The sequence below is a fragment of the Actinokineospora cianjurensis genome (assembly GCF_003663795.1).
Taxonomy (GTDB): Bacteria; Actinomycetota; Actinomycetes; order Mycobacteriales; family Pseudonocardiaceae; genus Actinokineospora; species Actinokineospora terrae.
Genome location: NZ_RCDD01000008.1, coordinates 166506 through 192225 on the forward strand (window position 1 = coordinate 166506; position 25720 = coordinate 192225).

Genomic DNA, 25720 nt, shown 5'->3' on the forward strand with positions numbered 1-25720 from the left:
ACCGCACCAACCCCCTCCGCGCCGCCCCGGTCCCGAGCGGCGCCAACAGGATGTCGGCCCCTGGCTACCGGGTGTTACGCCTGCTTGGCCTGGGTGAACCTGATCAGGTTGCCAGAAGGGTCCCGGAACGCGCAGTCCCGGACGCCGTAGTGCTGGTCCATCGGCTCCTGCACGACCTCGGCGCCGCTGGCCGCGACCCGCTCGTAGGTCGCGTCGCAGTCGTCGGTCGCGAAGATGACCCCGCGCAGCAGGCCCTTGGCGAGCAGGTCGGTGAGGACGGCGCGGTCGGCGGCGGAGGTGTTCGGGTCCGCGGCGGGCGGCTCGAGCACGATCTCGAGCTCGGGCTGGGCCTGCGGGCGCAGCGACACCCACCGCATGCCCTCGTAGGAGACGTCCTTGCTGACCTCGAGCCCGAGGGCGTCGCGGTAGAAGGCCAGCGCGGCGTCGTGGTCGTGGACGGCGATGAAGGTGTGCGAGATCGTCAGTGCCATGTGGACGACGCTACTTCGGCCCCGGCCCGGTCGCTTCTCCATTCGTGACCGGGTGGCGGACCGGCCTGGTGAAGCGCTTGGCGTAGCAGGCGGGGATGCCCACCGCGTCGTCGTGCGAGCGCGCCCGGTACGCGCTGGGGCTCTCGCCGACCAGTTCGGTGAACCGGGAGCTGAACGAGCCCAGCGATGAGCAGCCGACCGCGAAGCACACCTCGGTGACGCTCAGGTCGCCCCGGCGCAGCAGGGCCTTGGCCCGCTCGACGCGCCGCGTCATCAGGTAGCTGTGCGGTGACTCGCCGTAGGCGGCGCGGAAGCTGCGGGAGAAGTGGCCGGAGGACATGAGCGCCCCCTTGGCCAGCGCGGCCACGTCCAGCGGCTGCGCGTAGTCGCGGTCCATCCGGTCGCGGGCCTGCCGCAGCCGGACCAGGTCTTCGCTGAGCACGCCGACAGCATGGCACACGAGGGTTAGCCGCAATGGCCCACGCCGTTCGTCGCTATCGCTTGCAGCGGTGAAACAAATGATTCCCAGTTTGTAGGAGCCCACTTTCGGCCGTATGTCAACACCCGGAGGAAGCACTACCTTCGGCGGCGCCCACGAGGGAGGGAATCATGCGCAGAACTGTTCGCGGAACATCCACCGCAGCGCTCGCTTGCGTCGCCGCCACCTTGCTGACCAGCGTCGCAGCGGCCGCACCCGGCCCGGGATCGCCGACCGTCGGCGACCCGTACTACCCAAATGCCGGAAACGGCGGATATGACGTTTCGCACTACGACATCCGACTGACCTATCAGCCCACGACGGATGTCCTGTCCGGCACGACGACCATCACCGCGACCACCACGCAGGAATTGTCCAGATTCAACCTGGATTTCGGACTGCGGGTCTCGTCGGTGCTGGTGAACAACGTGGCGGCGACCTTCTCGGCCAACGCCGCCGGTGACGGCGAGCTGGTGGTCACCCCGGCGCGGCCGCTGGCCAAGGGCGCCCCGGTCACCGTGGTCGTCGCCTACAACGACCGGCCGTCCACGGTGAAGATCAACGGGTTCACCTCCTGGGTGAAGACCGCCGACGGCGCGCTCGCGGTGAACGAGCCGGAGATCGCGTCCTGGTGGTACCCGTCCAACGACCACCCCACCGACAAGGCCACCTTCGACGTGTCGGTCGAGGTGCCCGACAGCGTCGTCGCGCTGTCCAACGGCACCCTGGTGCGCACCACCAAGAACCGCACCGGCTGGACCCGCTGGTGGTGGCGCAGCACCCAGCCGCAGGCCACCTACCTGACCTCGCTGGAGGTCGGCAAGTTCGAGGTCAACCGGCAGACCACGCCGGACGGCAAGCCGTTCGTGACCGCCTACGGCGCCGACCTCGGCGACTCCCTCGGCGCGGCGAAGGCCAGCGTCGAGCGCACCCCGGAGATCAACGAGTTCCTGGCCACCCAGTTCGGGCCCTACCCGTTCGAGGCGCAGGGCGGCGTGGTGACCACCGCGATCGGGTTCGCGCTGGAGAACCAGACCAGGCCGGTGTACGGGGCGCGCGGGTTCATCGCGGGCTCGAACGCCTCGCTGGTCGCGCACGAGAACGCCCACCAGTGGTTCGGCGACAGCGTCGCGGTCGGCCGCTGGAGCGACATCTGGCTCAACGAGGGCTTCGCGACCTACGCGCAGTACCTGTGGTCAGAACACGTCGGCGAGGGCACGGCGGCGGAGCTGGCGCAGTACGTCTACGACTCCAAGCCTGCCGACGACCCGTTCTGGCAGGTCCTGCCCGGCGACCCGGGCGCGGACCGGCAGTTCGACGCCGCGGTCTACGACCGGGGCGCCGCCGCCGTGCACGCGCTGCGCTCGCAGGTCGGCGACGAGAAGTTCTTCCAGATCCTCAAGACCTGGCAGGCCACCAAGAAGGGCGGCACCGGCCGGATCGAGGAGTTCACCGCGCTGGCCGAGCGGATCGCGCCGAACCGGCCGGTGCGGCAGCTGCTGAAGGTGTGGCTCTACACGCCGGGCAAGCCGTTCGCGGGCCCGAACGGTCCGACCGCGCGGGTGGCCGCCACCGCGGAGCCCAAGTCGTACAAGGAGATCCGGGCCGCGCTCGACAACCACGCCAGGACGCACCTGCACGAGCACGAGTGAGCTACTGAATGGGAAGAGGGCGGGCACCCGGGTGTTACCCCGGGTGCCCGCCCGTTTCCCTGTTATCCCTACCGGACTGCTCTGGGGACTCAGCCCAGGGTCAGTGCCAGGTCGTCGAGGACGAACGAGGTCTGCAGGTTGCTGTCCTCGCTGCCCGCGAACTTCAACGTCACCGTCTGCCCTGCCAGGGCGGAGACGTCGTAGGTCTTCTGCACGTAGCCGCTCGCCTTGTTGGTGTTCGAGAACGAGGCGACCGAGGTCGAGCCGAGGGTGACCGCGAGCTTGTCGTAGGCCAGGTTCTCGGTCTCGGCGGAGTCGATGTGCAGGTAGAAGCTCAGCGTCGCCCGGCACCCGGCCGGGATGGTGACCGACTGGGACACGGTGTCGGTGTGCGCCGAGCCCCAGCCACCGAGCCAGGACGACTGGGTGCCGCTGCGAGCGGGCTCGCGGTAGCTGGTCCAGTTGCCGATGGTGGTGTTCGGGTCGGTCCAGTTGGTCTTGCCCGACTCGAAGCCGGGGTTCAGGATCTTCTGGCCGGAGCAGCCGCCGGGGGGCTGGGTCGTGGTGGTCGGCGGGGTGCTCGTGGTCGGCGGGGTCGACGAGGTGGTCGGGGGCGTCGTGGTGGTGCTGCTCGGCGGCGTGGTGCCACCGGTGCAGGTCGGGTCACCGGACTGGGCCGGGACGCTCACCGCGTCCCAGGCGGCCTTGACCGCGTTGAACTCCGCGCAGCTGCCCGAGTACAGGTTCTTGGCCGCGGTCAGCGTCCAGGTGCGGTACTTGAGGTAGGAGCTGCTGGAGGTCTTCAGCTGCACGGCGCCGTGCATGATCTTGATGGCCTTCTGGATGCCGATGCCCTGCAGCGTGGTGTTGTTGCAGGTCGGGCTGACCGGCTGGCCGTTGCTCGGGTTCGAGCCCTCGGCGAGCAGGTAGAACCAGTGGTTGCCGGGACCGGCCGCCGCGTGCACCTCCATGTTGGGCACGCTGCTGGAGTAGCAGTTGGGGTCGCTGCCGTGCAGGGAGGGCTTGTACATGTAGCGGATCGGGCCGCTGCCGACGAGGTTGGTGTCCTCGCCCATGATGTAGTCGGGCTCGTCGTAGGCGGAGGGCTCGTTGGCGTACCACTCGGTCGCGGTGCCGAAGGTGTCACCGATGAACTCCTGGGTGCCACCGCCGGAGAAGCCGCCGGAACCGGAGTGGTCGTCGATGCCGTGGCCCATCTCGTGGCCGAGGATGTCGAGCGAGCCGACCCACTGGCCCTGCGGGTTGTGGCCGAGGTTCACGTACGCCGGGCGCGAGGAGTAGTAGTACGCGTTCTGCTCGTCGAGGCCGACGTTGATCTTCCAGGCGCCGCCCTGGCCGTCGAAGCTGTTGCGGCCGACCCACTGCGAGAGCATCTTGTTCTCGGTCTGGGCGACGAACAGCGCGTCGGCGCAGCCGGTCTCCTTGTTGGTCGCGGTGCCGTTGCCCCACGAGTCGTCGGAGCCGGAGAAGACCGCGCCGGAGCTGTAGTCGCGGCAGTCCAGACCCGAGATGCTCGGGTCCTTCAGGCTGTAGGTGCTGCCCGACTTGGTGGTGTTCAGCGGCAGGTTCGGGCCGTTCCAGTACCCGGTGCCGGTGCCCTCCGCGAGGTGCTCGACGGTGCGCAGCACGCGGCCGTCCTGGGCGTCGACGTAGACGCTGAGCGCGCTGGCGTGGCCGTGCTCGTCCTTGCCGATCACGTTGCTCTCGAAGGCGAGGCGCCCGCTGCCCTCGGCGACGACGACCTTGCGGCCCGCGCCGTTGGACTTGCCGCCGGTGACCTGCTTGAGCGCGACGGCGTCGGCACCTGCCTGGGTCAGCTTGGCGTTGGTGACGTCCACCTCGCCGAGGGTGTTGTCCTGGGCAACGGAGGTTGCCTTGACGGTGCCCTGGTCGTCGGTGGCGACCACGAAGTCACCGCCGATGACGGTGAGGTCCTTGTAGGTGCGGTCGTAGGCGACGTAGTTGAGGCCACCGGCGGACCGCACGGCCTTCTGGACGAACTTGTCCTTGCCACTGGCGTGCAGTGCGGCAGGCGGGTTGGCGACCAGCGCCGAGACAGCGCTGGTGGCGTTGGCCTGGGCCTGGGCGGCTGTGGTGGCGGTCGCGGGCTGGGCCTGGGTGTTCGGGACCGCGATGGCGGTCCCGACGACGACCAGTCCCGCGGCGACCGCGCCGCCGACGGCGAGCAGGCGATGTGCCGGCTTCATGGTGCTCCTTTCCCAGGTCTCACGTGGTTGGGAAATCCACGGCAGGGAAACCTGGAAAACGCAGGGATGAACTATTGGCGCCGAACGCTATCCCCGGGCAAGCGAGTGAAACCAGGGCCTTCACACGGCCAAATCTTCACATCGTCATCACCGTGAAGGCGCAGGTCAAAGCGGACAAACTGTGCGATCACGGGCATTTTATGGGCAATCGGGCCTTACTTAAATGGCGCTTTCCACTTATACACAGAATTGACTCAGAATGGCAGGTAGGTCATCCACTGGGTCGAGGCGCGGGAGTCCCCGATCATCATCGCGACCACGGCGAGCAGCACGGTCGCCACCCGGGCGAACACCATTAGCGCCTCCTCGGCTGGGGTGAAGTGCGCAGACGCTAGTCGGCGACCGCGCGGCCATCAAGGGCCGTTACCTAGACTCGGCCGCTATGACGGTGATGGTCGACCTGTTCGCCGGTCCCGGTGGACTCGACGTGGCCGCGCGGTGGCTCGGGGTAGCGGCGACCGGGATCGAGTGGGACCGCAACGCGTGCGCCACCAGGGCGGCGGCCGGGTTGTCGACGGTCATGGGCGACGTCCGCGACCACGGGCCCGCCGAGTTCCCCGACGCCACGGTGCTGGCGGGCGGGCCGCCGTGCCAGACCTACACCGTCGCCGGATCCGGGGCGGGTCGACGGGCGCTGGAGGTCGTGCTCGGGTTCGTGAAGCGGATGGCCGCGGGCGAGGACGTGCGCGACGACCTGGCCCGACTGGACGACGAGCGGACCGGACTGGTGCTGGAGCCGCTGCGGTGGGCGCTGGAGGCGCACCGGCTCGGGCGGCCGTACGAGGCGATCGTGCTGGAGCAGGTGCAGGCGGTGCTGCCGGTGTGGCACGCGGTGGCGGAGGCGCTCGCGGGCATCGGCTACCGCTCGGACGTCGGGATCCTGCACACCGAGGAGTACGGGGTCCCGCAAACCCGCCGCCGCGCCATCCTCATCGCCCGCCGCGACCACAGGCCGACCCTGCCCCGGCCGACGCACCAGCGCTACCGCAAGGGCGTCTCGCCGGGCGGCGGCCTGCCCCGGTGGCGCTCCATGTCCGACGCCCTCGACCGCGACGACTTCGTGGTCATCTCCAACTACGGCACCGGCGGCGACCCGAAAGCCCGAGGCCGCCGAACCTCCGCCGAACCCGCGGCCACCGTCACCGGCAAGATCTCCCGCAACCGCCTGACGACCCCTGGCGGGGTAGAACTACCGCGCTTCACCGCCGCCGAAGCGGGCACCCTGCAAACCTTCCCCACCGACTACCCGTGGTCCGGCAACGACATCCCCCAACAAATAGGCAACGCCATCCCACCCCGCCTAGCCGCCCACGTCCTGGCCGCCGCCTTGGGCATGGACCTGGACCCGGCGGTATTCGACTCACTCCACTGATTCATCCGGCTGCCCCCGACCACCGATCACCCGCAACACCACATACACCGGCAGCAGCGCGAAGAACGTCATCACCGCCGCTCCACGCACCACTTCCACCCCCTCCGGCAACGGCCGCCCCTCCGTGAGGTCATCCTCCACAAAAGCGCACGCCGTGAGCACCAGAAAAGCCACCCCCGCGACAACCCCGACCCCCGGCGCGGCAATCCCGGCAACCCCCCGACCACGCCGCACAACAGCCAGGTAGCCGCGGTCCACGAGCAAGTAGGCCAGCACCCCGAGCCCGAAGACCACCGAAACGATCCCCAGCACGACACGCACCCACGGCGGCAACTCGACACCCAGCCACTGGCACACCGGCACCACCGCCACAACCGGGTACAACACGGCGATGCCCTGTTCGGTGAAACGCCAGTCCTTGTGCTCCTTCACGCATCCCGGTCTACCGAACCGGAGATGATCACGGGTTGCCCCCGGGTGAACAGGGGACACATCCCAAGCGGTCCGCGGTCCGCGGTGTGGCGTGGACCGAAGGGCGGCAGGGTCACCCCTGCGGGCCGCACCAGCTGGCGTCATTCCCGGGTGTGATCACCGGGTCCTCCCCCAGCATGTTGTGGCCGGTGACGCGCTGCTGGGAGTGTTCGCGGGGTCTGGAAGTGGAATGGCCACTGTGGACGGACAAGGGGTGGGAGCTGTGCGGACGACGACACGGGTAGTGGGTGTGGTGGCCTCGGCCATCGCGCTGGTGGTGGGGAGTGTGTCCTTAGCCGGGGCGCAGGTGCAGGAGCGAGGGGGGCGGATCGACTGGAAGCCCTGTGCTGAGCGGGCGGATGCCGAGTGCGGGACGGTGCGGTTGCCGGTGGACTGGCGGGCGCCGCGGGGGGAGAAGTTCGACCTGGCGGTTGCCCGGCGCAAGGCGACCGAGCCGAGCAGGCGGATCGGGGTGTTGGTGATCAACCCGGGCGGGCCGGGTGGGTCCGGGGTCGACTTCGCGCTGGGGGCGGAGCGGTTCTTCAGCCCCGAGGTGTTGGCGCGGTTCGACATCATCGGGTTCGACCCGCGCGGGGTGGCGCGCAGCCAGCCGGTGATGTGCTCGGCGGAGGTGGTGGCGCGGCAGCCGTCGCTGTACCCGGCCAACCAGCGGGAGTTCGACGCGATGGCCGCGTACAACCGGGAACTGGCCGCCGACTGCCGCGCGCAGAGCGGGCCGATCTTCGACCACGTCGACACCAAGTCGGTGGTGCGCGACATCGACGCGCTGCGGGTCGCGCTGGGCGAGCGGAAGATCAACTACTTCGGCGTCTCCTACGGCACGCTGATCGGGCAGCAGTACGCCGAGGAGTTCGGGCAGAACCTGCGGGCCATGGTCATCGACTCGAACATGGACCGCAGCACCGGGATCACCCGGTTCGGCGCGGAGAGCGCGGCCACCGCAGAGGACTCGTTCACCGAGTTCGTGCGCTGGTGCGAGCGGACCACGTCGTGCGCGCTGCACGGCAAGGACGTCGCGAAGTGGTGGGACGAACTGCTGGCCCGCGCCGACCGGGGCGAGATCGTGGATCCCACCGACCCGACCACGCCCGTCACGTCCGCGCAGATCACCAACGCCGCGTTCGGGGCGTTCTACGGTCCCGAGTGGGCCACGCTGGCCTCGGCACTCGCCTCGCTCGACACCCCGGCAACGACCAGGGCGGCTGCGAGCACCGAACTGGTGGAAAACCCGTTCACCTCGGTGTTCTGCCAGGACTGGGACTTCCGGGTGAAGAACCACCGCGAACTCGCCACCCTGGTGTCCACCGCGAACCGGCTCGCGCCGCACATGCGCGGTTCAGTGCTCGGGCACGTGGCGACCGTCGGGTGCATCGGGCTGCCCAAGGCCACCAACCCGCAACACCGGCTGAACATCACCACCGCCCCGAAAATCCTGATGCTCAACGCCGTGCACGACCCGGCCACCAGCCACGCCTGGGCCGTCTCCGCGCACCGGCAGACCCGCGACACCACCGTCCTGGTCACCTACGAGGGCTGGGGCCACGGCGTCTACCCCCGCTCCGACTGCACGATCGGCATCGCCGACACCTACCTGACCACCCTCCGCACCCCCCGCGACGGCACCCGCTGCGCCGCCGTCGAACCGCCCACGGGGCCGTCCATCGCGGCCACCGCACGCCCCCTGCCCGCAGGCCCCTTCCCCGGCCTGCCCGGCTGGGTGAAGTAGCCGCTTGAACCCTGGGGCCGCCTCTCGTGCAGAGGCGGCCCCAGACGCGTTCCAGGGCAGTCCCGGATCCGCTCGAAGCCGTTGGCCCGCGCCGAGGTCCCGTACCCGCAGGACGGTTCGTCCACGACCGCGCGCGGCACTCCTCGACGAAAAATCGCCGATCACGTTCATCGGCAACCCACTCGGACAATGTGTTGACAATAATGCGACATCGCCATCCCAGGGCCTGTCGCACGCACCAAAAGAACGTTACTACTCCGGCAGAGTGAATCTCGCGGCGGTCGACAATGACAATCGGGGGTACCTGTCCGGACGTCGCACCAACCGGGTACAACTGGGAATGTGAGCACAGTGTCGAACGACTTCCGCTCGTGGTTGAAAGCGCTGTCCGATCCGGACCTCGGTGTGCTGATCACCCTGTGCGCCCCCCTGCGCGTGGCCGCCCAGGTTCCAGCGAACAGCATGGGAACCCGGGCGACCAGGCGCGAACTGCGCGCTGTCCGGGCCTGGATCGGCAAGACGCCCGCGGCCACCCTCGCCCAGTTCGCGGTCGCCGCCCCCGGCGTCGTCTCCGACCTGTTGGTCGACGAGTTCGGATTCAACGAGGAAGCGGTCGCAAATCCGGCCACGGGCGAACTCGGCGATATGTTGACCGCACTGCCCAACCCCTTCGGGCGGTTGGTGCTCTACGGCCTCCTGCTCGGCGACTACACCGCCAGCCCGCGCGCGAGGGCAAACCGCGAGGAATTGGAATCACGCCTCTGGAACCTCCCCGAGGCAGACCCCGATCTCGGTTCCAGCCTGTTGGGTGAACCGAAAGTCGCCGCCGCGGACGACTCCGGGCCGGTAGCCGCGCACCGGATCAACGCGACCTGCACCGACGAGCTGATCGGGGCGGCCGTCGAGCAACTGCTGTCCCTGCGGGAGATCGCGAACCGGGTGGGCGACCTGGTGGGCGCCGCGGCGAAAGCGGTGCTGGCGGGCGAGCCGCTGACCGGTGACCTTGGCGGCGAACTGGCCGACTACACCGCTCAACGCGACCAGGTCATCACCGCAGTGCGGGAAGTGGTCGAGATCGGCCCGGAGTCGGACCTGCGCGCGGTCGAGGAGGCGCTGGCCGACGCCCGCGCCTGGCTGCGCCACCAGGAGGCCGCGGCGCTGACCAGCCAGGTGGGCGAACTCGACAGGCAGATCGCCTTGCTGGAGCCGATGGCCCGATCGAGCGGTCCTGCGGCGGAGTCACTGGCGCGCGGATTGGCGGAACTGCGCGCGGAACGCGCGAGGCTTCTGGGTGAGCCCGCCACGGTGGAGCCGGAACCGGCCTCATCAGAGCCAGAGCACACCGCACCAGAGCACACAGCGCCAGAGCCGGAACAGCCGGTGGCTGCCACCTCCACGGTCGCCGCGGCACCGACCACTGTGTCCGACTCCGTGGAAGTGCGGGTGCCGGAGGTCCCGCCGGACGTACCCGCCCCGCCAACCCGCCCGACGACCGAGCCAGCTGATCACGCCGAACCCGAGGAAGGCATAACCGCCGGGGAGTTCGAACAGGCATTCCCCTGGGAGGAAGGAGAACCCCCGCTCGCGGTCGGTCTGGCGGCCGCGGGCAAGCTCGCGGAGGCCTACTGGGTGACCGCGATGTCGAGCGAGGACGACATCCGCGCCGAGGTACTGCGCCTGGCCGCGGCCGCGTACGCCACCCACGGCACCGCCGACGCCACAGCCGTCCTGTCCGCGATGAACCTCGACGTCCACGCACTGGCCAACGACACGGACGCGGCGGTCATCGCGGCCACGGCGGCGTTGCGGGCGAGCATGGTCGCTGGGTGGTGCCAGACGGTGCCCGGGCAGCAGGTGGCGGAGAACGCGCTGGCCGAACCCTGGCCCGCCCTGATCACCGCCTGCGTCGCCGCTGTCCGCGGCGGCAGGCTGGCCGACCACCGCGCGGACGCGTCGGCCCCGGTGGAGAACGCGGCCGACGCCCGGGCCGAGTTGGGCGCGCGGGCCGCCGCGCTCATCGAGGAGATGCCCCGCCGCCGGAACACCCTGCACCGGGCAACTCGGGTGCTGCAGCGCCTCATGCAGAACGGACAACCGCTGGCGGAGGCACTCGCGGCGGTGTGCGCGTGGGCCGAGGGCCACTCCACCGGGCACAGGCTCGCCGCGATCGCCGCCGACCTGCGCGACCCCCACCGCACCGACCAGCTCATCGAGGAAGCCGACATGGCGATGCGCGGGCCGAAGCAGGCCCGTGAACCGATCGTCGCCACCGCCAGGCGGACCCTGCTGCGCGCCATCGACGAGGTGCGCCAGGTCGTCGACGCGGCGGACGCGATCACCCTGCGCCTCGCCGCGGCCGAACGCGACGGCGACACCGACACGACGCGGCTGATCGACGCGCTCGCCGCCGCCGCGGCGGCACAACCGCCGCCGGGCATGGCGGGCGCGGCGCTGTCGCTGTTCCGGCAGTGGCTGCTGGATCCACAACCAGCCCAGCCGAGCGATGCCACCCTGTTGTCCGGCATTCCCGAGCCCAGCACCGACGTCCTGCTCGGGCTCTCCGAGTTGCCCTGGGACAGCACGGGCAAGCCCGACCGGGCGAACCCGCGCACAGCGCAGGTGCTGGCGGGACTGGGCCATCCGCTCGACCTGGACGCCGCGCTGGCCACGCACTGCGCGAACGGGGATTTCCAGCGCGCCAACCGGCTGGTCCAGCTGGCCGAGGAAGGCAGGTGGCAGCCCGCGTCCGCGGCACCGCCACAGGAAGTCGTGGCCGCCGCGATCGCGAACTGGACCAGGAAGCACCGCGAGGACTTCGCCCGTGCGCGCGGCCTGTTCGAGCGGGTCCGCAGGCAGAACCTGCTCGGTGCCGAGGCGGAGAACGAGGCCGCGCGCGCCGTGGAGGCCTTGACGACCGTTGCCGGGCAGCGCTTCGACATCGCCACCGCGGACCTGGCCGCGCTCACCGGGACCCTGGCCGAGCGCGAGCGCGTCCGGGTGGCCGAGCTGCGCGCCGACCTGCGGGGCCACCAGGTCTCCCCGTCCGACCTCGCCCGCATCGAGACGTGCCTGTCCGATGGTGACACCGTGACCGCGACCGAGTTCGTGTCGTTCATCCGGGCCGGGGAGCCGCTACCCGAGGCGAAGGCCCCCGCGCGCGACGTCGATGCCTTCGTCGACCTGCTGCGCCGGGGCGACGCGATGCGGCTCACCGGCAAGTCGTCGCGGGTGCTCGAGTGGGCCCAGCTGGCGGCGGACGGGTCGGCGCTCGCGGAGGGCGGCAGCAGCGGGGTGCGCGCGTGGGACTCGCTGCGCAACACGCGCCAGCACTCCGGGGACAAGATCACCGGGGTGGTCCGGGAGGTCCTGCGCACGCTCGGCCTGCGCGTCGAACTCCGGTCCATCGTCCCGTCGTCCAACGGGAGGATGGGGTACCGCCGGTTCCAGCTGCGCGGCACGCCCAGCGACGGCTCGTACGTGGCGGCGCTCGGCTCGGCGGCGGCGACCTACTCGGTCACCGTCGTCACCGAGGAGCAGACCGGCCGGTCGTTGCTGGACGTGCTGGCCGCCGAGAACGTCGGCATGGCGAACGTGGTGCTATACCTGCACCCGATGGGCTTGACCACCAGGCGGGCGCTGGCCGCGCAGTCGGCGGCGAGCCAGGTGCAGGCCCTGGTGGTGGACCCGGCCGTGCTGGGGTGGGTCGCGGCGACCGCGCCCGGTTCGTGGCGCGCCACCCAGCGGGTGACCCTGCCGTGGACCGCGTTCAACCCGTACACGCCGTTCGTGGCCGGTCTGGTTCCCCCGGAGGTGTTCGTCGGCCGGGACCGGGAGATCTCCCAACTGGTCGACGCGCACGGCGGCCTCTTCGTCTACGGCGGTAGACAATTGGGGAAGTCCGCGCTGCTGCGCCGGATCGAGGCCACCTTCAACGACGAGCACCGCCGAGCGGTCTACCTCGACCTCAAGGGCCGCGGCATCGGCGAGGCCGAACCGGCGAGCCGGATCTGGCGGGAACTGGCCGCCCTGCTCAAGGCGGAGCAGGTCCTCGACGGCAAGGTCTCCGACGACCCGCCCGCCGAGGTCGTGGTGAGCCAGGTCCGCCGCTGGCTCGAGGAGAACCCGGGACGGCGGCTGCTCCTGCTCGCCGACGAGTCCGATGCCTTCCTGACCGCCGACTCCCGCGGCGTGCCGACCCCGGGCGGGGTCGCGCACTTCCCGAACATGTTGCGGCTCAAGGACCTCATGGAGGCGACCGAGCGGCGGTTCAAGGTCATCTTCGCCGGCCTGCACCAGGTGCAGCGGTTCGGGCACCTGCCCAACGTGCCGGTGGCCCAAGGCGGCCCGGACATCCTCATCGGACCGCTCGCGCCGCACGACGCGGGCAGGCTGGTCACCGAGCCGATGGCGGCGCTCGGCTTCGCCTTCGACCGGCCGGAGCTGGTGTGGCGGCTGCTCTCGGCCACCAACTACCAGGCGAGCCTCATCCAGATCTTCTGCGACGAACTGGTCACCAGCCTGCACACCCGTGCCGCGCGGGCAGGCTCGGCGAAGGTGCCGATCAAGATCACTGAGGACGATGTGGAGGCGGTCGCCGCCAGTGACCGGGTGCGCGGGCTGATCACCGACCGGCTGCGCATCACCATCAACTTGGAGGACCGCTACCGGGTGCTGGCGCTGGTGGCGGCCCTGCTGAGCCTGGCGGACCGGTTCGGCGCCGTCTACGACCCGGAGACCCTGTTGCGCGAGGCGCGGCTGCGCTGGCCCGCGGGCTTCGACGAACTCACTGTCCCCCAGGTCACGGTCTACCTCAACGAGATGGTCGGCCTCGGCCTGCTGATCAAGCTGCAGGGCGAGGACAGGTACGCGGTGCGCAGCCCGAACGTGGTGAACATGCTGGGCACCAAGGCGAGCCTGGAACGCGAGTTGCTCGGAACCGACTTCGACCTCCCGTACGAGTACAACCCCCGGGAAGCGCGCATGGTGCTCGACGTGGCGGACGGCACGCAGCTGCGCAGCCCGCTCACCGACGGCCAACTCGCGGACCTGGTCAGGAAGCAGACGGTGTCGGTACTGACCGGGACGGTCGCGCTGGGCGTCGACCGAGTCGCCGACGCGGTGACGGCGTACGTGAAACCCCGCGGCAACAGCATCAAGCGGCTGGAGTCCGTCGGCGCGGTCGTCAAGGCCGTGTCGGACCGGGCGCACGGAGCAGGGGTGGTGCTGCTGACGGATCTGCGCGGGAAGCCCGCCCGCGAGGTGCGGGAGGCGGCCCAGCGCCTGGCGAAGGCCAAGTCGACCTCGATCCTGCTCGTCGACCCCGGTCAGGCCGACCTCGCCGCGGAGGAGGCCGACAGCCCGTGGACCCGCCCGGAGCGCTGGACGGCAAGCGACCTGCGCAGCTGGCCGGAGTCGCCGTTCGACGTCCCGACCACCCGGGCGGAGCTGGTCGAGGCGACCGGCGGCTGGCCGGAGCTGGTCGAACTCGTCATCGCCACGATCGCCAGCGGCCGCTACGACCGCCGCGGCGCGCTCGACCGGATCCGGAACCTGTTCGACGACGCCGACAGCGCGCGCAAACAACTGGACCGCGCCGGGCTCACCACCGAACTGGTCGAGCGGGCGGGCCTGTGGGCGCAGTACGTCAACCCGGGCGACTCGACCTCGCCCGCAGATGTGGCGTCCGTGCTGAACCTGGAACTGCCCGAGGTGACCGCGATGCTCGACGAGATGTCCCGGCTCGGCATCCTCGACGAGGACGACAACGGCGTCGCCCTGGACCGGGTGGTGCACCGGTGCCTGCTCACCGTTGTCGGCGCGACGTGAGCTCGGCGTACTGGGACATGTGGACGCTGCCGGGGGTGCGCGGCCACCTGGACGCGGTGAGCGCGGACCTCGACGCCGGGCTCAGCTGCCTGTGGGTGGTGCCCGACGACCTGGTCCGGTCGGGAACGGCGGACGAGCTGCTCGACCGGCTCGCGGCGCGCTCCGACAGCATGCGGGTCCCGGCACCCGTCGCGACGCGGGCGCCGGGTGGGCCCGCGCGGACCCGGGTCGAGCCGGTGTCGGGTTCGACCGCACCGCCGGACTGGGCGAAGGGGTCGTTCAGCCTGTTGAAGATCGACGGCGCCTCGCCCGCGCGGTACGACGAGCCCGTCGCGGACGCCGATCCGGTGATCGAGCGGGTACTCGCGTTGTGCGGGGCGACGGCCGAGCCGGGGGTGGACCCGCTGCTCTCCGCCGTCCGTTCACCGGAGCTGCGCGGCGCGGTGGTCGTGCTCAGCGCGTGGCACGAGCACGACCGCCCTGGCACGAGCACGCTGCTCAGCCGGTTGCCCGCGCTGGTCAAGGAACAGGGGCAGGCACCCGGCGACCGACCGCGGCTGCTGGTGGCCGCGCGACCGGAGGACCTGGTCGCGAGCACCCTCGATCCGGTGACGACCCGCACGCACTGGTGGTGGGGCGTCAAGGACAGGTTGGACACCGCCGTCGTCGTCGCGAGGGTCCGCAGGGGCCGTGGCAACGATGCCGGGTGGCTGCGGGAGCGGGTGACCCGGGAGGTCATCGCCGAGGTAGCGGGTCCCGACCTGGTGCTGGCGGACTGGCTGGCCCGGTCGTGGGACGGGGCGATGGCCCGCCTGCCCCAGCAGGTGGCCGGGCTGGCCTACACCGCGTCCGACGTGCCGTCGAGCGCTGAGCACGGGCACGGCCGCGACCGACCGCCACTGCCGATGCGAGCCGCCTGGTCATCGGGCCTGCTGGACCTCTGGGAGGGGCAGGCGAGGACCAGCCCGGCCGCGGACCGGGGGGTCGACCTCGGGGCGCTGGTGTGGCGCGGGCAGAACCGGGCGTTGATGCCGGTGGTCGACGAGCACCGCGCGCTGCTGGAGCGGGTCGTCCTGGCCCGGGCGAGCAAGTCGGTCCTCGCCGAGCTCGACTCCGGGGCGACCCCCCGCACCAACGGGCGCTCCCCGGCCAACGCGCTCGAACTCGGGCAGATGTGGTGGTTGGTGAGTTCGCGGCGGGTCACCGTGTCGCACGCCCAGCGCAAGCTGCTGCTCTGCCTCCGCAGGACGCGCAACGCGCTCGCGCACCTGCAGGCCCTCGACGACGACGAGCTGGCGGAACTGACCTGCCTCATCGCGTCCTGACCAGGACCCAGCGAAGCGGGGTGGGACCCAAGGGCCCCACCCCGCTCCAGCGGCACTACCTATTCAGTTGTCCTGCCCGGTCAGCTGGTCTGCAGTGCCACGTCGTCGATGAGGAAGCTGGTCTGGAGACTGGCGTCCTCGACTCCGTTGAACTTGATGGTGACCGACTGGCCCGCGTACGAGCCGACGTTGACGGTGCGCTGGATGTAGCCGCCACCGGCGTTGACGTTCGAGTACGTGGCGACCGACGTGCCGTTCACCGTGACGGTGAGGCGGTCGTAGACCACGTTCTCGGTCTCGTTGGTGGTGATCTTCAGCCAGTAGGTCAGCGTCGAGTTGGAGCAGCCCGCCGGGATGGTGACGGTCTGCGCGGCGCTGTCGGTGCGGGTGGAGCCCCAGCCGTTGAGCCACGCCTTCCAGCTACCGGTGCGGGCCGCTTCCTGGGCGCTGCTGTCGCGGACACCGGAGGTGGTGGTCCACGGCGTGGTGCCGGACTCGAAGCCGCCGTTGACGATGACGTTCGAGCCGGTGCAGTTGCCCGGGTTGGTGCTGCCGACGGTCAGGGTGAACGTCGCCGAGCGGGTGGCGGAGCCGACACCGGAGATGGTGATCGGGTAGTTGCCCGCCGCCACCGAGGAACCGACGTTGATCGTCGCGGTGGAGGAGGCGCCGGTCTGCACCGAGCTCGGGTTGAAGGACACGGTGACGCCGGTGGGGGCGCCGGTGGCCGACAGGGTGACGTTCTGCGCCGAACCGGAGGTGGTCTGGGTCGACACCGTCGTGGTGGTGGAGCCGCCCGGCTGGACCGACGCGGACGTCGGGCTCAACGACACGGAGAAGTCGTTGGTCGGGTTCGGCGTGGTGCCGACGGCCTGCTTCCAGATCGCGTAGGCGACGCCGTCAGCGGACCGGTTCAGGTGCGTCGCGCTGATGTTGTTCACCGTGTCGCACGAGCTGTGGTAGCAGGGGTCGTACGCACCGTTGGCGGTGCCGCCCCACTTCTGCGCCTGGGCCGAGGTCTTGCGGGCCGAGGCACCGGAGGCGTAGCCGGAGGACGGGATGCCCGCGTTCTGGAACGAGTAGTCGTCCGAGCGGCCTGCGCCCTCGGTGTTCTCCTCGGGAGCCAGGTTCAGCGAGGTCCAGTACTCCTTGAGCGGGGTCGCGACGGCGGTGTTGATGTTGTTGATGAAGTAGCCGCCGTTGACCGAGGCCACCATGTCGAAGTTGTAGTAGCCCTTGATCTGCGAGCGCTGCGCGGTCGTCAGCTGGTTCACGTAGAACTTCGAGCCGTTGAGGCCCTGCTCCTCGTCAGTCCACCAACCGAAGCGCACGTGCTTGGCCATGGTCGGGTTCTTGGCGGCGAGCTGGAGCGCGACCTCGAGGAGGGTCGCCGAGCCCGAGGCGTTGTCGTTGATGCCGGGGCCCGCGGCCACACCGTCGAGGTGGGCACCGAACATGTAGGTCTGGGCGGTGTCGCCACCGGGCCAGTCCGCGATCAGGTTGTTCGAGCGGTAGGTGCAGCCGGAGGAGCAGACCTGCTCGACCACGGTGTAGCCCGCGGCCTGCAGCTTGCCCTTGATGTAGGCGACGGAGGCGGTGTAGCCCGCGCTACCGGCGCGGCGGTTGCCACCGTTCTGCGACGCGATCGTGCCGAACTGCGAGATGTGCGCCTGGACAGCGGCCACGTCGATGTCCGGCGCGGTCGGGTTCGGGTTCGGGTCGGTGCCACCGGTCACGGTCAGCGAGTAGGTCGCGGTGTGGCTGGTAGCGCCCGCCGCGGTCACGGTGATCGTGTAGGTGCCGTTGGTCGCCGACGAGGCGACGGCCACGGTCGCGGTCGAGGAAGCGCCGGTCTGCACCGAGGTCGGCGAGAACGACACGGTCACGCCGCTGGGCTGGCCCGAGGCGGACAGGTTCACGTTCTGCGCCGAACCCGAGGTGGTCTGGGTGGCGACGGAGAAGGTGCCCGAGTTGCCCTTGGCGATGGAGCCCGAGGACGGGTTCAGCGACAGGGAGAACTCGTTGCCGCCGGACGGGGTGCAGGTCGGCTCACCGGTCTGCGCGGGCAGGGTGATGGCGTCCCACGCGGCCTTGGTCTTGTTGTACAGACCGCAGGTCGCGTCCAGGTTCTTCGCCGAGGTCAGGGTGGCGACGCGGTACTTGCGGTGGGTCATGCCCGAGGTCTTGAGGAGCATGCCGCCGTAGAAGATCTTGCCCGCGTTCTGGATGCCGACACCGGTCAGCGTGGTGTTGTTGCAGGTCGGGCTGGTCGGCTTGCCGCCGCCCGGGTTGGTGCCCTCAGCCAGCAGGTAGAACCAGTGGTTGAGCGGGCCCGCTGCCTTGTGCACCTCGGTGTTGGGGATCGAGGAGCTGTAGCAGTTGGGGTCGTTGTTGACCAGCGACGGCTGGTACATGTTGCGGATCGGGCCGTTGCCGACGAGGTTGATCGTCTCGCCGACGAGGTAGTCCGCGGGGTCCTTCGGGTTGTTGGCGTACGCCTCGGTCAGCGCGCCGAAGATGTCACCGGTCGCCTCACCGAGCCCGGCCTCCTGCGAGGTGCCGCCGGGGGTGTTCTGGTCCATGCCGTGGCCGTACTCGTGGCCGACGACGTCCATGCCCGCGATCCACTTGTTGGACCCGTTGCGGCCGATGGTGACGGTCGAGCCGTCCCAGTAGGCGTTCTGCTCGTTCAGGCCGACCTTGGCGGGCCAGCTGCGGCCGGAACCGTTGTGGCCGTTGCGACCCAACCAGTCGCGGAGCATGTTCCACTCCTGCTGGGCGCCGTAGAGCAGGTCACCGCAGCCGGTCTCCTTGGAGGTGGCGTTGCCGGTACCCCAGGAGTCGGAGGACTTCGAGAAGACGGTGTTGTTCGAGTAGTCCGAACACTGCAGACCCGGGCGGTTCGGGTCGACCATGCGGTAGGTGCCACCGGAGTTGGTGGTGTCGATGTTGACGTTGCCGTTCCACTCGCTGTTCAGCGTGCCGTGGGCGGCGTCCTCGACCTTGTCCAGCACCGCGCCGGAGTTGGCGTCGACCCAGACGGTCAGGTGGCTCGGGCCACCCGCCTTGGTGGAGCCGACCACCAGGTGCTCCCACGCGAGCGAGGGGGCGTCGTTGGTGACCTTGACGACCAGCCGCGAGGACTCGACCTTGGTGGTCTTGCCCTGCAGGCCGCGCGAGGTCTGCTCGGCGGCGGCCTTGGTGACCCTGGCGGAGGTGGAGGGGACAGCCACCTTCGACTTGGTCGCGGCCATCACGGCCTGGACGCGGCCCTGGCCGTCGGCCAGGACGGTCGCGTCGCCGCCGACGACCGGGAGGCCGCGGTAGCTGCGCTGGTAGGAAACCGAGTACAGGTCGTTGAAGAACGGGTTGACCAGGTCGCGGGAGTAAGCCTCGTCCGGACCCTTGGCCAGCGCGTCCAGGCCGCTGTTCGCGGCGCGGTCGGCGGCCGAGATCGCCAGTGCCTGGCGGTCCTGGACCTGGGCCTGCTGCCCTTGGCTGGCGAACACCGGGCTGACGGTCAACGCGACCGTCCCCCCGGCCAGCACGGCGAAGGCGACACCAGCCGCCATCGTTCTGCGCTTCATCCGAATGCTCCTTTGTGCAGGGTTGCGCACGGCACGACCGGCTCCCGCCTCGTGGGCAGAACACCGCAGGGGAGGAATAGGACAGCACCGAGCGCGCTGAAGCATTGGTCTTGCTCAAATGCGAGTCAAGGAAAACAAAAGCCCAGGGCCGCAACTGTCAACATCTGGCAAGTCCTTCGGCTGGCGCAGTACCGGTCCACTCGGACTGTCAAGATCATCCATACCCGCCGTGACCACGGGTTGTGTCCGCTCAGACCGTTTTCACCGAATAGTCCCGGCACTTTTCGGACTTTCCGGACAAGTTCTCACCAGATTGACCCGGATGCCGCCAGATCTTGACGCCGGACGTCCCGTTACTCCGTCCGCCGCTGCTCCAAAAGCACCACGACATCAGACGAGGACGGCGATCTCGCCACCGCCGCCCCCGAGCGGGGATCGCCGCGATGGGGCCGGCGTGCCCGAACTCCACCTCGGCCATAACTGGGAACGCCCCACCGGCAAGACATTCGAGCGCGACCGCAGAAACGGGGCATATAGTTGTATATCGGTCATCTAGGATGTATCGCCCAGGATATGCCTCCCTGGATCCCGACAGCCGTGGGCGAGACGACAGCCACCGTCCCACGTGGACCGAGTGCGCGGACGCACGGGGCGTCCGAGCCGTCACCCGACCTGGCCACCGGAATCCAAGCCCCGTCGGGGAAAGGCCCGCTCCGGCACGCGGCTCGGGGTGGTGCCCCAGCGAGCGGGGGATCGGCCACTTTCTGTCCACCATTTGTCCCGCGACGCCCAGTACTGTTGTCCTACAAGCGTTTCAGGTCGAACGAATGAGGTGTTCAGTGGAGCAGGTGGATGCCGACACCGCGGGCGTCAGGGACGACGCGGCCGAGGGGCGGGGCGGGGATGCCGGTGCCGACCTCGGTGTCCTGCTCGCCATCCAGGCCGATGTCGCCAAGCTCGTGGCGGAGACCGGGGCGCTGCACGGGTTGGTCGACCGGTTGCACCGCGAGAACGAGGCCCTGCGCCGCGGCGAGTCGCTGCGGGTGTTCGACCCCGTCATCCGCGACCTGATCAAACTCACCGACGACTGGCGCCGCAGGGGCGCGGCGCTGCGGTCGCAGTCCGGTCCTGCCGCGGCCGTGCTGTGCGACGAGGTGGCCGAGGACGCCGAGATGATCCTCGACCGGCTCGGGGTCACCCGGTACGCGCCCGACCGCGGCGAGCAGTTCGACCGCAGGGAACACCACGCCACGGGCACCGAGCCGACCGAGGACCCCGCCCTGGACTCCACGGTTGCCGAGGTCAAGGCCCCCGGCTACCGCCTCGACGACCGCGCCATCAGGTACGCCCAGGTCGTCGTCCACCGCGTCGGGACCGCCTGACCGCGGCTCACAGCGTAGGCGGCCTGGTCGCCCACGCGTCGAGCAGCACCAGCACCAGCACCGCGGTGGCGAGGGTCGCCAGCAGCAGCAGGGCGAGCGCCACCCGCCTGCCGGTGACCACCGCCGCGGGGATCTCCGAGACGTCACCGGAATCGTCGTTCACGCGCTCGCCCTCCGGTCGAGGAGCCACAGCAGCGGCTCGGCTGGGTCGTCGTTGACCACGAGGTCGGTGGAGCCTGAGACCGGCCTCGGCTCCACCTCGACCATGTCCTGGTAGCTGACGACGAAGTAGGACACCGCGGGGAAGTGGTTGGCCAGCGAGTTCACCATGTCGCGGCCGCCGCCGGTGGTGATCAGCCAGTCCTTGGCCGCCTGGTCCCTGCTCGCCCGGTCACTGGTCGGGGACAGGTGCTGGTAGGGGTGCACCAGTTCGCTGTCGGTGCGCAGGATGTCCGACTTGGTGATCACCACCGCCACCCGGATGTCGAAGCGCTTCGTCCTGCCGCGGTTGGTGTGCTCCTGCAGCGACTGCACGAAGTTGTCCAGCACGGACTTGGCGTCCGCGCTCGACGCGCTCGCCGAGCGCAGGGTGGTGCGCGGTGCCGCGGACCGGACCGGGCGCAACGAGAACGGGTCGACGATGAAGACGACCCCCTTGGTGTGGAGCAGGTAGTGCGCGTCCGCCAAGTGGTCGGCGCTGGCGTTCATCTCGCCCGCGGCGTCGTAGAGGTAGAGCATCCGCTTCTTCCACCCCAGCCCGACGTGCAGGTTGTAGGCACGGGGACGCCCGACCGCGGTCTTCATCACCTGGTTCGGGTCGTCGCGAGCACCGAGGTCCACGGTGCGTTCGAAGGTGTCGCGCGCTTCGTCGCTGGCGAAGGCGAAGCCGTTGTTGTCCTCGTTGAACATCAGCCTGGCGACCGCGGTGTGCATGTAGACGGACTTGCCAGCGGCAGGCCCGGCGACGACGGGGACGTGGAACGTCGCCATCGCCTGGGCCTTGGACGGGAGCACCGCCTGGCAGTCGGGCTGCTCGCACTGGCTCACCAGGTTCGCCTTGCCCAGCACCAGGAGCGTGGGCAACGTGGCCTGGCACTGGCAGGTCCTGCGGAACACACCCCGCACCCCCGGCACCAACCGGCGGTGGCGGGCCTGGCACCTGGAGCACCGGAAGACCGGCCTGAGCACCTTGTGGTGGCAACTGGGGCACTCGATGGTGATCCCCCGCACGCGCAAGACGCCCAGTTCGAGCGCGCGGGACACGTAGGTCGTGATCAACGCACCCAGCACGAGCACCAGCACCAGCGCCGTGAACACCACCGAGATCACACCGACCAGGACGAACCCGACCAGGACCCCGACGGTGAGCCCGATCCGGACCACGAAGAGCGGCAACCGCAGTGCGGCGACCAGGTAGTCGGACCCGAGGCGTTGGGAGAAGCGCTTGACCTTCATGACGACGCTGGGCTGCTCGTCCGCGGCCGCGGCGACCACCCGCCGCCACGAGGTGACCGCCGCGGTGGTGACGACGCGGTAGTGGTCGCGCAGGATCGGACCGGCGAAGTAGCTGCGGTAGGCCGGATCCGGGCCGTTCTCGCTCTCGGCGGGCGGCTCCATGCGCAGGTGCGCGGTCGACGCGCTCGGCGCGAACCCCGACCAGGTGGCGATGAAGAAGTACACGACGCCGTAGCCGAGTCCGACCAGCCCGGAGATCCACGCCGCCGGGGTGCACACCATGACGCCCACCACGAACAGCGCCAGGATCAGCAGGGCGCTCATTTCTTCCTCCCGAACAGCGATCTCCAGATCGACACGTGCTCGTGCTTGCGGCGCCAGTTCTTCCACCAGGACTGCCAACTGGTGCTGCGCGAGGGCGGCTGGCTGCCCCGCGCGGCGCCGAGCAGCGCGACGCCGATCCGGTCGAGGTCGCGCCGCCCCCGCTTGCCCACCGCCTTGGGCAGCGTGTGCTCGACGAGCTGCCGCCGCGTGGTGGAGTCGGCGAGGGTCGCCCACGCGTGCACCGCGTTCGCCACGGCGGTCGGGTTCATCTTGGCCAGCGCCTTCACGGCGTGGCCCTCGTAGGCGGTCCGCAACGAGTCGCCGCCGGTGCGCAGGGCGTCGCCGAGGATGATCCCGAAGGCGGGGTTCGGCTGGAGCCGGACCAGCGCGCTGGCGACCGCGTCGGTCACCAGCCGGGCGAGGTCCCTGTCGACCCGCCGCGCCACCGCGATGGCCGACTGGATCGGCGTCGCCTCGGCCTGCTTGGCCGTGACCCGGTCGACCGCGGCGATCAGCTTGACGGCGTCCAGCGCCGCCGCGGTGTCCCCGTCGAGGTGCGGTTGGCCCGCGAGTTCGCCTGCCAGCCTGGTGATCTCGCTGTCGAGCTTGCCGGTGCGGACCGCGGCGACGACGAGCGCGACCGCCTGGGCCGACAGCCCGGAGCCCGCGAGCAGCGCCGGGTTCAGCCCCCGGACGGTGCGCACGGCGTCCTTGATCGTGAGCCCGTTCGGCCACAGCAGCCGGGCGACGGGCTCCGCGTCAGGACCGAGTTCACGGCCGAACCCGGCCAGCACGTCCACCGGATCGGCCTCGCCGTGCCTGGCGAGCGCGACGGCGGTGGCCGCGCGCACCGCGGGGGACCCGCTGCCCGCGGCCGAGATGACCTGCGCGGTCCGCTTGGTCATCCCCGCGTAGACGCGGTGCGCGACACCGGGTCGGGTGAGCTCGGCGGCGAGCGCGTCCACGAGCGCGTCCACGATCTCCGGCCTGCGGGCGAGCACGTCGCCTGGGAGGTCGAGCCCGTCGATCACCTTGGGGACGAGGATCTCGTGCACGACCTCGCCGAGCTCGCGGGGAGCGAGGGCGGGCAGCCAGGTGCCATCAGCGGAACCCAGCGCCGCCGCGTAGTAGGCGAGGAGCAGCGACCGGGGCGCGTGCGGCTGGTCGCGCAGCACAGCGGCCCACCCGGCCACGTCGGACATGCCGACGCTGCCCGCCCGGCTCGCGACCACCGACCAGGCTTGTTCGCCGAACACCCCTTTGGGCAACCTGGTCAGCGCCATGGTCACCGAGGCGAGCAACTCCGGTTCGGTGATCCCGTCGACCCGCCCGCGCGCACCCAGGTCCGCCACCACCGCGAACGTGTCGAGTTCGGCCGCGGCCAACGGGGGCGACACCCGTTCGGCGAGCTCGGCGAGCTCGGCCAGGCCGCGTTCGCCGCGGCCCTCCCACCGCGAGCGCACCGTCTCGGCGAACGCCGTCACCGGCACCTGGTCGCCCGTGCCACCCGTCGCGTCGACGACGACAAAGTCCCCGTAGGTGGGCAGGCGGGTGCCTCTGGTGGTGGCGCAGATCGTGACCTCTTGGCGCTCCGGCCGGGCCGAGTAGCTCAGGAACGACACCCGCAGGGCCAGCGACCTCGGCAGCGACCTGGTGATGGTCGCCAGCAGCGGAACCGCGGCCCCCGGTGCGTCGACCACGACGATCACCCGCCCCCGACCCGTGGTCAGCACCGCCTGCACCGCGCTGACCACCCTGGCCAGCAGGTCGCCCGACGCCGACGGGGGGTCCGCCGCGCCCGCGACCAACCGCGGTACGGCGGGCAGCACCTGATCGCCACCGGCGTGTTCGGACACCCACAGCGGACTGCGCCACAGGTCGACCGGCAGCGCGCCGCCGAGGTCGCGGTCGATGTCGTCGGACATGATCGCGTGGGCGAAGTAGTTGCCCATCCGGCCCGTGTAGTCGGCCCCGGTGTAGGTGCTGAGGAACAGGACACCGCGGCCGCCCACCGGCACGTAGCCGAAGGTGGCCGGGACCGCGTCGAGGGCGTCGGCGGCCGCCGAGGCGTACTCGGGACCGATCTCGTAGGTGCTCGTCCTGACCGCCAGCTCGGTCAGCTCGCGGTCCGCGCCCGCGCTGATCGCGCTGATCTGGAACCCCTGGATGCCCTCGGTGCCGTGCTCGCAGGACGTGTAGTGCAGTTGGTGCAAGGTCATCGCTTCCCTCGGACGGTCTTGATCGCGCGGAATCGGCTGAGCAGCCACAACATGGGGTCCTCGACCCGGTACGGGTGCACGCCGGTGCGCGCCAGCTGCGTCCGGCTGACCGGGGCGGCACCAAGCGCCGAGAGGCCGAAGTACCGGTAGGTGCCGAAGTTGTTGGCCACGCTGCGGTCGAAGGACGGGTCGTACCACCGGTCTAGCCAGGCGCGGACGTCCTCGTGGATGTCCATGCCCTCGTCCTCGCTGTAGTGACCGACGTGCCTGGTCTGCGTCCGCAGCGGGGACTGCTCGCCGAAGGTGTCGCGCAGCAGATCCACCTTGGTCAGGGCGATCGCGAGCGGGGTGTCCAGCTTCTTGGCCACCGAGCCCCTACCGCCCTCCCTGAGCAGCTCGCTGAGCCGGTTGAGCACGTGCAGCTGCTCGGTGATGGCGGGGCGGTCGGCGGTGTCGACGCGTTCGCGCGCGCCGCGCATCTGCAGCGGGTCGAGCAGCAGGATGATCCCGTCTGCGGCGTTGAGGTAGGCGTTGAGCTGGTCCATCCCGGTCGACCGGGTGACGTCCTCGCCCGCGGTGTCGTAGAAGGCGGTGACGACGGGGCGCACGGCGGACGAGCCGATCAGCGAGCGCGTGGGGAAGCGCATGCTGAAGATCAGCGGCTCCGGCTTGTCCGTCGCCGCGGTGCGCGTCTTGTCGACCGTCCGGTTCTCCGAGTACAGCGGTACCTCGAACTTCTCCACGTACCGGATCCTGGAGTCCTCGCCGAGCAGGTCGAGCGAGGTCCCCGGGAAGCGCTCCCCGGTCTCGCCCTTCATGAACTCGTGGATGAGCGTGCCCACCCAGGTGCTCTTGCCCGCGTCAGCGGACCCGATCACCGCGATCGAGGTCCCCGAGCTCTCCAGGTACTCGCGGAGCAGTTGCCTGTCGCAGTGCGGGCACAACCTCCTGGCCTGCGGGGTACGGCCGTGCGGGCAGGCGCCCTTCTTCATCTCCGACGCGGGGAAGACCCTCGCCTCGGACCGGCACGCCTGGCCGCACTGGTGGCGCAGTTCCCGCTTGGCGAACTGCTTCCAGCAGTAGGGACACGTGAGAGAGGCCAA

Annotated in this window: 15 protein-coding genes; 6 read left to right on the forward strand and 9 right to left on the reverse strand. The window is 70.3% G+C overall.

The features are described 5' to 3' along the window. Nucleotides 1-74: 74 nt before the first annotated feature. Nucleotides 75-491, reverse strand: a complete 417-nt coding sequence (locus CLV68_RS30495; protein ID WP_092783355.1) for a VOC family protein — start codon at nt 489-491, stop codon at nt 75-77. 10 nt (nt 492-501) lie between these two features. Further along, nucleotides 502-888, reverse strand: a complete 387-nt coding sequence (locus tag CLV68_RS30500) for a helix-turn-helix transcriptional regulator (RefSeq protein WP_170224691.1) — start codon at nt 886-888, stop codon at nt 502-504. Between the two features lie 212 nt (nt 889-1100). Between CLV68_RS30500 and CLV68_RS30505 the strand changes: the two genes are divergently transcribed. Next, complete coding sequence (locus tag CLV68_RS30505; protein WP_121394457.1) at nt 1101-2621, forward strand: M1 family metallopeptidase; 1521 nt, start codon at nt 1101-1103, stop codon at nt 2619-2621. Nucleotides 2622-2710: 89 nt separating this feature from the next. Here the strand turns inward: CLV68_RS30505 and CLV68_RS30510 are convergent, their stop codons facing one another. Next, a complete protein-coding gene (locus tag CLV68_RS30510; protein ID WP_121394458.1) occupies nt 2711-4849 on the reverse strand; it encodes a M4 family metallopeptidase in 2139 nt (712 codons plus the stop codon). Between the two features lie 442 nt (nt 4850-5291). Here CLV68_RS30510 and CLV68_RS30515 point away from each other — a divergent pair, with 442 nt between their 5' ends. Beyond that, nucleotides 5292-6281 carry a DNA cytosine methyltransferase gene (locus CLV68_RS30515; protein WP_211346823.1) on the forward strand — a complete coding sequence of 330 codons (990 nt, stop codon included), beginning with the start codon at nt 5292-5294 and terminating at the stop codon, nt 6279-6281. Here the strand turns inward: CLV68_RS30515 and CLV68_RS30520 are convergent. After that, nucleotides 6270-6713 (reverse strand): hypothetical protein, encoded by a 444-nt coding sequence (locus tag CLV68_RS30520; protein WP_121394459.1) that lies wholly within the window; start codon nt 6711-6713, stop codon nt 6270-6272. The two genes, CLV68_RS30515 and CLV68_RS30520, sit on opposite strands and share 12 nt — an antisense overlap. A 262-nt stretch (nt 6714-6975) precedes the next feature. On the opposite strand from CLV68_RS30520, the gene CLV68_RS30525 reads away from it, so the two are divergent. The 3 genes from CLV68_RS30525 to CLV68_RS30535 all read left to right on the forward strand — a co-directional run bounded on the left by CLV68_RS30525 (nt 6976) and on the right by CLV68_RS30535 (nt 15650). Continuing rightward, nucleotides 6976-8499 carry an alpha/beta hydrolase gene (locus CLV68_RS30525; protein WP_121394460.1) on the forward strand — a complete coding sequence of 508 codons (1524 nt, stop codon included), beginning with the start codon at nt 6976-6978 and terminating at the stop codon, nt 8497-8499. Between the two features lie 342 nt (nt 8500-8841). Beyond that, nucleotides 8842-14325: an SMC family protein gene (locus tag CLV68_RS30530; RefSeq protein WP_147460228.1), complete on the forward strand. Its 5484-nt coding sequence runs from the start codon at nt 8842-8844 to the stop codon at nt 14323-14325. Next, on the forward strand, nt 14322-15650 hold the full coding sequence (locus CLV68_RS30535; RefSeq protein ID WP_121394462.1) for a hypothetical protein: 1329 nt from the start codon (nt 14322-14324) through the stop codon (nt 15648-15650). Before CLV68_RS30530 ends, CLV68_RS30535 begins: the two co-directional genes overlap by 4 nt. Nucleotides 15651-15730: 80 nt before the next feature. Here the strand turns inward: CLV68_RS30535 and CLV68_RS30540 are convergent, their stop codons facing one another. Beyond that, on the reverse strand, nt 15731-19237 hold the full coding sequence (locus tag CLV68_RS30540; protein WP_246010194.1) for a M20/M25/M40 family metallo-hydrolase: 3507 nt from the start codon (nt 19235-19237) through the stop codon (nt 15731-15733). Nucleotides 19238-20076: 839 nt separating this feature from the next. Between CLV68_RS30540 and CLV68_RS34380 the strand changes: the two genes are divergently transcribed. Then, entirely contained in the window at nt 20077-20619 is a 543-nt protein-coding gene (locus CLV68_RS34380; RefSeq protein WP_170224676.1) for a nucleotide exchange factor GrpE, read from the forward strand. A gap of 7 nt (nt 20620-20626) precedes the next feature. Here the strand turns inward: CLV68_RS34380 and CLV68_RS34385 are convergent, their stop codons facing one another. The 4 genes from CLV68_RS34385 to CLV68_RS30560 are packed head-to-tail and all read right to left on the reverse strand — an operon-like array spanning nt 20627 to nt 25720. Next, nucleotides 20627-20782, reverse strand: a complete 156-nt coding sequence (locus CLV68_RS34385; protein ID WP_170224677.1) for a hypothetical protein — start codon at nt 20780-20782, stop codon at nt 20627-20629. Then, nucleotides 20779-22398: a TRAFAC clade GTPase domain-containing protein gene (locus tag CLV68_RS30550; RefSeq protein WP_121394465.1), complete on the reverse strand. Its 1620-nt coding sequence runs from the start codon at nt 22396-22398 to the stop codon at nt 20779-20781. The genes CLV68_RS34385 and CLV68_RS30550 overlap by 4 nt, the downstream gene beginning before the upstream one ends. Further along, entirely contained in the window at nt 22395-24617 is a 2223-nt protein-coding gene (locus CLV68_RS34390) for a GTPase-associated protein 1-related protein (RefSeq protein WP_170224678.1), read from the reverse strand. Before CLV68_RS34390 ends, CLV68_RS30550 begins: the two co-directional genes overlap by 4 nt. Continuing rightward, nucleotides 24614-25720 carry a TRAFAC clade GTPase domain-containing protein gene (locus CLV68_RS30560; RefSeq protein WP_147460229.1) on the reverse strand — a complete coding sequence of 369 codons (1107 nt, stop codon included), beginning with the start codon at nt 25718-25720 and terminating at the stop codon, nt 24614-24616. Before CLV68_RS30560 ends, CLV68_RS34390 begins: the two co-directional genes overlap by 4 nt.

Bases quoted from the DNA above. Each gene is read 5' to 3' on its own strand.
- CLV68_RS30495 (WP_092783355.1), bottom strand. From the start codon at position 491: ATGGCACTGACGATCTCGCACACCTTCATCGCCGTCCACGACCACGAC.
- CLV68_RS30500 (WP_170224691.1), bottom strand. From the start codon at position 888: ATGGACCGCGACTACGCGCAGCCGCTGGACGTGGCCGCGCTGGCCAAG.
- CLV68_RS30505 (WP_121394457.1), top strand. From the start codon at position 1,101: ATGCGCAGAACTGTTCGCGGAACATCCACCGCAGCGCTCGCTTGCGTC.
- CLV68_RS30510 (WP_121394458.1), bottom strand. From the start codon at position 4,849: ATGAAGCCGGCACATCGCCTGCTCGCCGTCGGCGGCGCGGTCGCCGCG.
- CLV68_RS30515 (WP_211346823.1), top strand. From the start codon at position 5,292: ATGACGGTGATGGTCGACCTGTTCGCCGGTCCCGGTGGACTCGACGTG.
- CLV68_RS30540 (WP_246010194.1), bottom strand. From the start codon at position 19,237: ATGAAGCGCAGAACGATGGCGGCTGGTGTCGCCTTCGCCGTGCTGGCC.
- CLV68_RS30550 (WP_121394465.1), bottom strand. From the start codon at position 22,398: ATGAGCGCCCTGCTGATCCTGGCGCTGTTCGTGGTGGGCGTCATGGTG.
- CLV68_RS34390 (WP_170224678.1), bottom strand. From the start codon at position 24,617: ATGACCTTGCACCAACTGCACTACACGTCCTGCGAGCACGGCACCGAG.